The 9,995-nt window shown below is 63.8% G+C and carries 8 protein-coding genes; 3 read left to right on the forward strand and 5 right to left on the reverse strand.

What is annotated here, in order from left to right:
- Positions 1-375 precede the first annotated feature (375 nt).
- From BXA07_RS29170 to BXA07_RS29180, 3 genes are read left to right on the forward strand one after another with little or no spacing between them, the layout of a single operon-like run.
- Positions 376-1,221: an IclR family transcriptional regulator gene (locus BXA07_RS29170; RefSeq protein ID WP_076573186.1), complete on the forward strand. Its 846-nt coding sequence runs from the start codon at positions 376-378 to the stop codon at positions 1,219-1,221.
- Between the two features lie 40 nt (positions 1,222-1,261).
- Positions 1,262-2,236, forward strand: coding sequence for an AAA family ATPase (locus BXA07_RS29175; RefSeq protein WP_244556455.1), 975 nt, complete (start codon positions 1,262-1,264; stop codon positions 2,234-2,236).
- A complete protein-coding gene (locus BXA07_RS29180) occupies positions 2,233-3,966 on the forward strand; it encodes a cobaltochelatase CobT-related protein (protein ID WP_076573188.1) in 1,734 nt (577 codons plus the stop codon). Before BXA07_RS29175 ends, BXA07_RS29180 begins: the two co-directional genes overlap by 4 nt.
- Here the strand turns inward: BXA07_RS29180 and BXA07_RS29185 are convergent, their stop codons facing one another.
- The 5 genes from BXA07_RS29185 to BXA07_RS31020 all read right to left on the reverse strand — a co-directional run.
- Complete coding sequence (locus tag BXA07_RS29185) at positions 3,967-4,659, reverse strand: choice-of-anchor E domain-containing protein (protein ID WP_076573189.1); 693 nt, start codon at positions 4,657-4,659, stop codon at positions 3,967-3,969. It lies immediately after the preceding gene.
- A 217-nt stretch (positions 4,660-4,876) separates the two neighbouring features.
- Positions 4,877-6,016 carry an AAA family ATPase gene (locus tag BXA07_RS29190; protein WP_076573192.1) on the reverse strand — a complete coding sequence of 380 codons (1,140 nt, stop codon included), beginning with the start codon at positions 6,014-6,016 and terminating at the stop codon, positions 4,877-4,879.
- Positions 6,016-6,903, reverse strand: a complete 888-nt coding sequence (locus BXA07_RS29195; RefSeq protein ID WP_076573190.1) for an RNA ligase family protein — start codon at positions 6,901-6,903, stop codon at positions 6,016-6,018. Before BXA07_RS29195 ends, BXA07_RS29190 begins: the two co-directional genes overlap by 1 nt.
- Before the next feature lie 318 nt (positions 6,904-7,221).
- Entirely contained in the window at positions 7,222-8,886 is a 1,665-nt protein-coding gene (locus BXA07_RS29200) for a ShlB/FhaC/HecB family hemolysin secretion/activation protein (protein WP_083708622.1), read from the reverse strand.
- Positions 8,887-8,915: 29 nt separating this feature from the next.
- The coding region (locus BXA07_RS31020) for an MBG-2 domain-containing protein (RefSeq protein ID WP_170909773.1) at positions 8,916-9,995 on the reverse strand (1,080 nt) is incomplete at its 5' end.

The following is a 9,995-nucleotide window of genomic DNA, read 5'->3' on the forward strand; positions in this document are numbered from 1 at the left end:
GCGAAGATGTCCATCGGGTCCATGAAGGCCGAGCCCATGATGCCGAACATGTCGGTCACGCCATTGGCGGCCAGGGTTTCCACGAACGCTTCGGACGGCGTCATCTTTTGCGGCCCGGTGGGGGTGGCCGCTGCGGCGGCGGCTTTTTGCTCGGTCATGTCATTCATGGGTGTCTCCTGGTCTGTGGTAATGAACTGCACTGTATTGATCAATTTATTTATCAAAAAACGGTATATTTTGTTCCGAAATTTGATATACAATTCAATTTAAGCGTTCGGCAATCAAAAGTCAAACATATTTTCAAGGAAACGGTACAATTTGAGTTCGAAAATGAAATAAGCTGATGTAACACTCAGATACCCAACCGAGGCCACCATGGACATGATTTCATCCCCAAAATTTGAGCCGGAAAAACTGGAAGGCGACACGCCCACGATGCGTTTGTTTGCCTTGCTGGAAGTGATTGCCGAGAAAGACCAACTGCTGTCGCTGCAGGCGCTGGTGGAAGAGACAGGATTACCGAAACCCACCCTGCACCGCATGCTGCAACAGCTGGAAAGCGTGGGCGTGCTGCAGCGCGAAAGCGATGGCCGCCACTACAGCACGGGCGTGCGCCTGCGCCGCCTCGCGTCTAACCTCTTGATTAACAACACCTTCCATGGCGCCCGCCGCATGGTGTTGCGCCAGCTGGTCGAGGAAGTGGGCGAAAGCTGCAACCTGACGGCCTTCAGCGGCAGCGAAGTGGTGTACCTGGACCGCGTGGAAACGGCGGCCCCGCTGCGCTTCTACCTGCATCCCGGTTCGCGCGTGCCGGCCCACTGCTCGTCGAGCGGCAAGCTGTTCCTGGCGCAAATGACGCCCGTGCAGCGGCGCCGCCTGCTGGGCCACATGGAATTGACGCGCTTTACGGACAAGACGGAAACGGACCCCGTCAAGCTGGAACGCGAACTGGAACTGGTGCGCCGCAACGGCTATGCGCTGGACGACGAGGAATTCCTGCCCGGCCTGCTGTGTGTGGCCGTGCTGGTGCCGAACCCGAACGGCCGCTCGAACCTGGCCGTGGCGATCCAGGCGCCCATCATCCGTTTGACGCACGACAAGGCTTTACATTTCTTGCCAGCATTGCAACGCGCCGCCCAAGCCCTGGCCGCCATCGAATCGGAAACCATGCCGACGACGGGCGGGGATGGCGACACCGCCTTACAAACCGCGCATTCATAACCGCCGTAGCGTTCCCGCTGCGGCTTCACAGGAGAACAAGGTGCCAGATTCACGCCAACATCCCCCCGCCGCAGCGGCGCAAACCTTGCAGTCCGTGCGCAGCCTGTTCAACATCGACAGCGACCTGCTCGTGCCCGTCTTCACGGAGCGCGACCCGCACGTGCCCGACATCGATCCCGCCTACCGCTTCAACAAGGACGTGACCCTGGCCATTCTGGCCGGCTTCACGCATAACCGCCGCGTGATGGTGCAAGGCTTGCACGGCACGGGCAAGTCCACGCACATCGAGCAGGTGGCGGCGCGCCTGAACTGGCCCTGCGTGCGCGTCAACCTCGACGGCCACATCAGCCGCCTGGACCTGGTCGGCAAGGACGCCATCGTGCTGCGCGAACAGCAGCAGGTGACGGAGTTTCAGGAAGGCATCGTGCCCTGGTCATTGCAGCGTCCCGTGGCCCTGATCTTCGACGAGTACGATGCGGGCCGCCCCGACGTGATGTTCGTCATCCAGCGCATTCTGGAACGCGACGGCAAGTTTACTTTGCTGGACCAGAACCGCGTCATCACGCCCCACCCCCACTTCCGCCTGTTCGCCACGTCGAATACGGTGGGCCTGGGCAACCTGAACGGCATGTACCACGGCACGCAAGTGCTCAACCACGCGCAGATCGACCGCTGGAATATCGTTGCCACCCTGAACTATCTGCCGCAGCATGAAGAAACGGACATCGTGCTGGCGCGTGTCCCCGCCATGAACGATGAAGCGGGCCGCCAGCTGGCTGCCGCCATGGTGGCCGTGGCCAGCCTGACGCGCCACGGCTATGCGGCGGGCGACCTGGCTTGCCTGATGTCGCCGCGCACGGTGATCACCTGGGCCGAGAATTGCCAGATCTTCCGCGACCCGGCCCTGGCCTTCCGTTTGTCCTTCCTCAACAAATGCGACGAGGCCGAGCGGCCCATGGTGGCCGAGTATTACCAGCGTTGTTTCAACGAGGAATTGCTGGCGACGGCGCCATGAGTACCGAAGCGACCGCGCCCGCCGCCTACACGCGCGCGCAGCAGGAAACGGATGAACTGTGCGCGGGCGCCATCCGCGCCCTCAGCGCTTCGCCCGCGATACGCTACCGGGGCCGGCGCCTGCACGACGGCCACTGCCCCCTGCCCATCCACGCGGCCCATCTGCAGCCCGATGCGGCACTGCAGGATTTGCCCTCGCTGCGCGGCGCGGCCGACAGCGTGGCCCTGCGTTTGCTGCACACGGACGCTGCCCTGCACAAGTCCCTGTGCCCGGTCGAACCCGTGGCGCGCCTCGTCTTCGAGCTGCTGGAGCAGCTCAGGGTGGAAACGCTTGCGCCAGATCAACATGCGGGCGTCGTGCACAACCTGCGCCACCGTTTCACGGCATGGTCGCACGCGTTCTACGATTCCGGCCTGGCCGAAGGCGCGTCGGGCCTGCTCTTGTATACCGTGTTCCAGATGTGCTGGTCGCGCCTGACGGCGCGCGCCGTGCTGGAAAAGACGGAAGATTTCATCGAGGCCACGCGCTGGTCGCTTTCCTCGCAACTGAGCGGCGACCTGGCGGGCTTGCGCCGCCACCGCACCGACCAGGCCGCCTTTGCGCGCCACGCGCTGGCCATCGCCCACGCCGTCGACGCCATGCTGCAGGAGGCGCAAACGGCGCGCGATGGCAGCCAGGATGAGTCAGGCGACGCGAAGGCGCAGGCGGCGTTCAGGCTGCTGCTCGATTTCGACAGCGACAACGAGCACCTTCCCGACGCCGCCCCGCTGGGCGACAGCCGCGCCTTCAGCGACGGCGACGGCGGCTACAAGGCTTACTCCACGGCCTATGACCGCGAAGAAAAAGCGGGCGAACTCGTGCGCCGCGCCCTGCTGCTCGACTACCGCGAACGGATGGACGCGCACATCGCCAGCCTGGGCATCAACACGGCCCGCCTGGCGCGGCGTTTCACGCAACTGCTGGCCGTGCCGCAACGCGACGGCTGGTCGTTCGGCGAGGAAGAGGGATATATCGACGGCCGCCGCCTGGCGCAGCTGATCAGCTCACCTTCCGAGCGCAGGCTGTTCCGCAAGGAACAATTCCGGCCCCAGGCCGATTGCCTCGTCACCTTTCTTGTCGATTGCTCCGGCTCCATGAAGACGCATGCGGAGTCCGTGGCCGTGCTGCTCGACATTCTGCTGCGCGCGCTGGAGCAGGCGGGCATCACGACGGAGCTGCTGGGCTTTACGACGGGCGCCTGGAACGGGGGCCGCGTCAAACGCGACTGGATGCGCGCCCGCTCGCCCGCCCATCCGGGCCGCATGAACGAACTCGTGCACATGGTCTTCAAGGATGGCGAGACGAACTGGCGCCGCGCGCGACCCGATATCGCGGCCCTGCTGAAGGCGGACCTGTACCGCGAAGGCGTCGATGGCGAAGCCGTGGACTGGGCCTGCACGCGCATGCTGGCGCGGCCGGAGCGGCGGCGCATCCTGCTCGTCGTGTCAGACGGTTGCCCGATGGATACGGCCACGAATCTGGCCAATGACGAGTTTTACCTGACGCAGCATCTGAAACAGGTGGTGGCGCGCCGCGAAGCGCAGGGCGCCGTGGAAATTTGCGGGCTGGGCCTGGGCCTGGACCTGGGCGCCTACTACAGCCGCAGCCTGGCCACCACCCTGCCCGCCTCGCTGAACAATGAGCTGTTCAGCGAGATGGCGCAATTGCTCGGCGGCCGCAGCCGGCGCTGATCAGGCGAGGGGCTTGCGGCGGCGCATCATCACGCCGGCCAGCGCCAGTCCCGTCAGCAGCATCGCATACGTTTCCGGTTCCGGCACGGCACTGATGTATTCATACGTCACTTGCACGCGGCCGGAAGCGGACGTCTGGAACTGCGTCAGCAAATTGCCCGCGCCGCTGCCCGTCGAGGAACCGATGGCATTCAAACCCAGGTAAATCAAACCGCCGCCCGCAGAGGAAAACAGGGCAAAGTCGCTGGCGCTGGCGCTCGTGTAGCCATTCGAGCCCGTGCTCGAGCGCAAGCCCGTGCTGGCGCCCGAGGTGCCGGCGAAATCGATGCTGCCATCGAAGGCGCTCAGGGCAAACGTCTGCGTGAACAGCGGATTGGCCACCAGCAGGGTGGAATTGTCGGGACGGTACAAGGTCAGCAGCGAAGCCAGGCTCAGGGTCACGTCGGATGCGCTGGCGTCCAGGCTTTCCGTCTTGCCGTTGCCCTGTACGGCACCTTCCAGATGGAACTTGATCGACGTCAGGGTGCCCAGGTTGCTGTCGAACTTGCCCAGGCCCAGGGTGTCTGACCAGTTGGTGGCGCCCAGGGCGCGGTCGGCGCTGAAGCTGATGGTCTGGGTGGCCGCCTGGGCGGAAGATGCGGCGCCAAGGCCAAGCACGGCGGCGGCGGCCAGTGCGATGAAAGATTTGTGCATCGATGACTCCAGTTCATACAATGAGCATGCGTGCTTCACGCAGGAAATCACACAGGAAACGCGAGGGTGTCAGCCCTCGCGCCGCAACCCGGCGGTTCACCACACCAGGCAATTCATTGTAATAAACGAAAGCGTCGCAATATACTCAGTTTGTTGCAATTTTAAAAATAAACGTTATTATTTTGATTGCTGATGCATGCGTGAAAAAGCGCATGCCTCAATCGACGCAGTAACGCACGGCATGGGCCTCCACCGGCAGCGGAATTTCCCAGTTCCATAGCATCGCTTGCAGCTTCTTGTTGCTGAGCGAAGTGTCGCGCTGGCCGTTGCGCCTGAGTAATTCCTTGCGCGGCTGTTCCAGGTACACAAGCTCCACCTGCGCATGGTATTTATACAGCAGGTTGAGCGTCTTTTCGCGCATCAGCCGCGACAGATGCGTGGCATTCCACACGAACGGCTCGCCACGGCGCAACAGTTCGCGCGCCCGCTCTTCCGCATAGTCGCCCACCTGCCCCTCGTTCTTGCCGTGCTTCAAACCCAGGGCGATGCGCGCATCGTCAAACGACACGACGGGCAGGCGCGGATGGTGCTTCTCCACCCACGTATTCTTGCCGGACGCGGGCAAGCCCGACATGACGATCACGTGCGATCCCGCTTCCTGGAACAGGGGATAATCGGGATGCGCCTCGGCGCCGCGGAAGTATTTGACGCGCGTGTGATCGTCGACAAAGGCGCGCCGCTGGCCATAGCAGCCCTCCTCGCGCGCCAGTTCGCGGAACAGCTCGATCGCGTCGAGAATGCGCTGCGGATCGGGACAGATGCGGCCGCGGATGTCCGCCTCGGCCAGCATGGCCAGCAGGCGGATATCGACCTGCCACGACAGTTCGCGCACGGTGAACTCCGGCGTCACGCCGCGCCGCGATTGTTCCAGCGCAAAGAACGGCACCTGGTGCACATTGATCAGGCGGCAGATTTCCTCGCGCACGGCAAATGGCACATCAACATCCCACAGGGCGATGCGCGCATCGAGCGCCCCCTTGCGCGAGTGACCGGGCTGGCCGATGGCGCCCGTCACCGGGTCGATCACTGTGGTGCTGCACTTGGCCACGTCGTGCAGCAGGGCGGCCAGGAACACGATTTCCTGTTCCGCCCGCGTGGCTTGCTGATATTCAAGCATGCCCAGCAGGGACTCCACCACCATCATCGTATGCGTCCACACATCGCCTTCCGCGTGATACACGGGGTTTTGCGGCGTCGTCTTGGCCAGTTCCAGCTGCGGGAAAGCGGCCAGGCAGGCATTGAAATCGGGCGACTGGCCCGCTTGCGGCACCAGTTGCTGCAGGGTTTTCCAGTTCATCATTGTGTACTCCTTGAGTAAGCTGCCAGTTCGTCGAGCGAACGGCAAGTGTGCAGGCCCAGGCTGTCCCACGTGACGAGCGGCTGCGGCGCGTACAGGTCCACGCCGTCGGCCAGCAGGTTCGGGATCAATGGCCGCGTGCTGTGGTGCGAACCGCTGTCGAGGATGGTTTGCGTAAAGTCATGGCGCACCAGCTTGTAGCGGGCCAGCACTTGCTCGTCGTCTTCCACTTTCAGGTACAGGCCTTCCGCGTGGTCGGACTTGTCCGTCTGCTTCCAGCACAGGTCCAGCGGCAGGCGTTCGCGCGCCACCACGTTTTCAAAGGCGTCGCGCCACAGGCGGGACTTGGCCAGCGAATGGCGCAGCAGCTGCCACAGCTGTTTCGGCGACGCGGGCATCAGCCCAGCGTACAGCACGGGCACGGACAGCACGGGCGAGCCGGCCAGCATGGCGTGGCGGCGCGCCGTCGACAGAAACATCTGCGTGCGCCGGCAATACACGTCGAACTCGTTGAAATAATGGGGCAGGCGGTCGTAAAACACGGAATGCTTGCTGTAAGACCATTCGCCAAACAGCACAAATTGATCTTCAAGCATATTCAGCAAGGCGTGCTCGTGCGCATGGGCCCACGGTTTCAACAGGTTGAACTGGCGTTCGCTGCCGCCGCCCGCCAGGTAGTGGCCGCGCGACTGCAGCAGCACCTCGCCCGCATCGCTGAACGACACGGCGGAATTGGCGCCATCGATTTTTTCCTCGATGACGACGTAGCGGCCCGCCAGCTTTTTCAGGGGCATCTGGTCGGAACCGTCGTCGCCGTCCTGCAGGCGCGAGCCTTCCAGGTGCGGCGTGCGCGGGTATTTGAATAAGGGCAAAGATTGCAAAAACATAGCGTCCCACGCCGCGTTCACCGGGGCGTGTCCATACAGGGTCAGGGGTGCTGACGACGTGTTCGGACGTGGACGATCAGGACGGTGGTCCTGGATACGTGTGCGGAGGGAGCAAAAACAGTGCCGCAGCAATCGGGGGCGTCAACGCGCCGAACGATGCTGCAGAGAGCATTTCGTCAGCGTTAGCAGGTGATGGCGAAGAAGCGAGGCACTTTTGGCTCCAATAAGGAAGAGGTTCGAGAAAGAACCGCGAATATAAGGCAAGTTTGATTGTTTTGCAAGGCGCACGTTGCTATCGTGCGCCTTGCGGCGTTGCATTTAGAAGCGGTACTCGAGGTTCAGCCACACGCGCGGTTTGGGGTCACTGTTCGTTTCCGACAGCGGGCGGCCACCCGTGGTGCGCCAGGCCAGGGCCAGGTCCGCGCTCCAGGCCTGCCGCTGGTAGCGCAAGCCCAGGCCGCTGCCGCGCAGGCTGCGCCGGTTATCGCTGGCCGGGGCCGGCTTGGCGTTGACGGTGATGCGCCCCGCATCCATGAACGCATACGGCGTGCAGGCGCCGGCGCCATAGCGCAGTTCCAGTTGCACCAGGCCGCCCTCGTCGCCCGTCGCTTCCCCCGATGGATAGGCGCGCACGCCGCTGGCGCCGCCCAGGCTCAGTTTCTCGGACGAGTCCAGGTTCTTGTCTGCCTGCTGCCAGCTCAGGTGGGCCATCAGGCTCAAGCCGGCGGGCAAGGATTGCAGGCGCACCACGTCGAGGTTGAACTTGTGGAAGCTGCCCTTGGTCGCGTAGTAATCGACGGCGGTCAAGCCCGCGTCGAGCTTCAGCTTGCCCGGCGTCCAGCTCACGCTGCCGTAGGTCATGCCGTCGAAGGTATCGCGGTAATCGAATTGCAGGGCCAGCGGCATGGACCGGCTGGACTTGCTTTCATAGGTCTGCGTACTGTCGCGGTTATCCTGCAAGTCCTTGGCCTGATAGGTGGCGACCAGGGTCAGGTTGGCCCGTTGCGAGCGCAGGATGGGATAGCTGAGTCCGGCGCTGGCCACCTTGGCCGTCCCGTTGGCATGCAGGCTGGCAAACTCCTTCGCCAGCACATAGCTGGTATGCGAGTAGCCGACATTGCCGCGCAAACCGGACGCGCCCAGGGGCAGGCTGTAGCCAAGCGAGCCCAGCCACAACTCTTCCTCGCTGAGCAGCGCCCGCACGGTGATCTGGTCGCCCAGCAGGAAAGGACTGTTGATATCGACATTCGCGCGCACGCGATTTTTGCCCGTGTAGCGGCTGCCTGCATTATCCAGGCCGACATCGCCGCGCACGCGCTGCCCGCGCGCGACCTGGACGATCAGGTCGCCCGTTCCCGCCTGCGCGCCGGGACGCACGGTGGCGGCAGAGTCGATGCCAGGCAAATCATCGAGCAACAGGGCGGCACGCTCCAGAGGACCGCTGGCGATCACGCTGCCGGGACGCAAGCCGTCGAGGAAGGCCGTCGCCCGCTGCGCCAGCGCGCCATCGTCGCCCTCGGCCTGCACCACGCCATAACGTCCTTCGATGATGTCGATGCGCAAATCACCGTGGTCGAGGTCTTGCGGCGGCAGGATGGCGCGGGCAAACGGGTAACCGCTGGCCTGGTAAACATCCGTGATGCGCTCGGCCAGGCCGCGCAAACCGGCCAGGTCGAAGGTCTTGCCCGTCACGTCGCCCAGCGCCGCGCGCAGCGTTTCGTCGCCCAACATGGAATTGCCGGAGACCTTGATCGAACGCAATACGACGGTTGGACCGCCAGGCGCCACGGCAAGCGCATCGTGCGGCACCTGGATTTTCAAGGGCTGGCTTTCGCGGGGCGCCGCGACGGGCGGCTGGAGCTGCTGCAGGGTTTGGCCGGCATCAGGAGGAACTTGTGCCTGCGCAAGCGGTGCCACATGCAATAAAGCAAATCCCAGTGCCATGGCAGCAGCCGTGCGCTGTGGAGATTGTTGTTGTTTCATAAATTCTTTTCTAGTGTGAATCAAGACCATCATTGCGCCACGCCTCCCGCTACCGGGGCCGCAGCGAGCACATTAATGCCGCCGTTGACGACAAAGATGCGCGTAAAGCCAGGCGTGCCGCTGCTTCCCGGCGCTGGCGCGGCGTGCGCCGCATCAGCCACGGGTACCAGGGCCAATCCGCCGATCAGGCTGACGCCGCTTTCGGACACACTACCGGCACCGGGAGCGGCAAGCGCGGCGACTCCCGGCACGGCCGCAACCCCGGCGCTGGCCGTCGTTCCTGCCGCCACGTCATTGGTGCCCGTGGTGACCTGGCGCCGCGCCAGCCGAATCGCGTTTTCCAACCCTGGATCGGCATCGATGGTGAGGGCGCCGTTTTGCGCCGTCACAACATAGTTGCCATTGGCCAGGGCCGACGCGTCGATCGTGTAGCTGCCCACGTTTTCGCCGGCTGCGCGGCGCAAGACGCCGGACAGGCTGTCGCCCGCCACCAGATTGCCTTGCGTGACCTGATAGGTCAGGCCGGGGTCGACGTTGCCATACACCTTGCTCTTCCCATCGGCCGTCACCGTGATCGGACGCGCATCGATGCTCAGGCTGCCGTTTTGCGCGGTCACAACATAGTTGCCATTGGCCAGGGCCGACGCGTCGATCGTGTAGCTGCCCACGTTCTCGCCGGCCGCGCGGCGCAGCACGCCGGACAGGCTGTCACCCGCCACCAGGTTGCCCTGGGTCACTTGATACGTCAGGCCGGGATCGACGTTGCCGTACACCTTGCTCTTCGCATCGGCCGTCACCGTGATCGGACGCGCAGCGATACTCAGGCTGCCGTTTTGCGCCGTCACAACATAGTTGCCGTTGGCCAGGGCCGATGCGTCGATCGTGTAGCTGCCCACGTTTTCACCGGCCGCGCGGCGCAGCACGCCGTTCAGGCTGTCGCCTGCCACCAGATTGCCTTGCGTGACCTGATAGGTCAGGCCGGGGTCGACGTTGCCGTACACCTTGCTCTGCGCATCGGCCGTCACCGTGATCGGACGCGCAGCGATGCTCAAGGCGCCGTTTTGCGCTGTCACAACATAGTTGCCATTGGCCAGGGCCGACGCGTCGAT

Source organism: Janthinobacterium sp. TND4EL3, from assembly GCF_900156175.1.
Lineage (GTDB): Bacteria > Pseudomonadota > Gammaproteobacteria > Burkholderiales > Burkholderiaceae_D > Janthinobacterium.

What these genes read in the sequence shown, in the direction of transcription:
- BXA07_RS29170 (WP_076573186.1), top strand. Translation starts at nt 376, where the DNA reads ATGGACATGATTTCATCCCCAAAATTTGAGCCGGAAAAACTGGAAGGC.
- BXA07_RS29180 (WP_076573188.1), top strand. Translation starts at nt 2,233, where the DNA reads ATGAGTACCGAAGCGACCGCGCCCGCCGCCTACACGCGCGCGCAGCAG.
- BXA07_RS29185 (WP_076573189.1), bottom strand. Translation starts at nt 4,659, where the DNA reads ATGCACAAATCTTTCATCGCACTGGCCGCCGCCGCCGTGCTTGGCCTT.
- BXA07_RS29190 (WP_076573192.1), bottom strand. Translation starts at nt 6,016, where the DNA reads ATGAACTGGAAAACCCTGCAGCAACTGGTGCCGCAAGCGGGCCAGTCG.
- BXA07_RS29195 (WP_076573190.1), bottom strand. Translation starts at nt 6,903, where the DNA reads ATGTTTTTGCAATCTTTGCCCTTATTCAAATACCCGCGCACGCCGCAC.
- BXA07_RS29200 (WP_083708622.1), bottom strand. Translation starts at nt 8,886, where the DNA reads ATGAAACAACAACAATCTCCACAGCGCACGGCTGCTGCCATGGCACTG.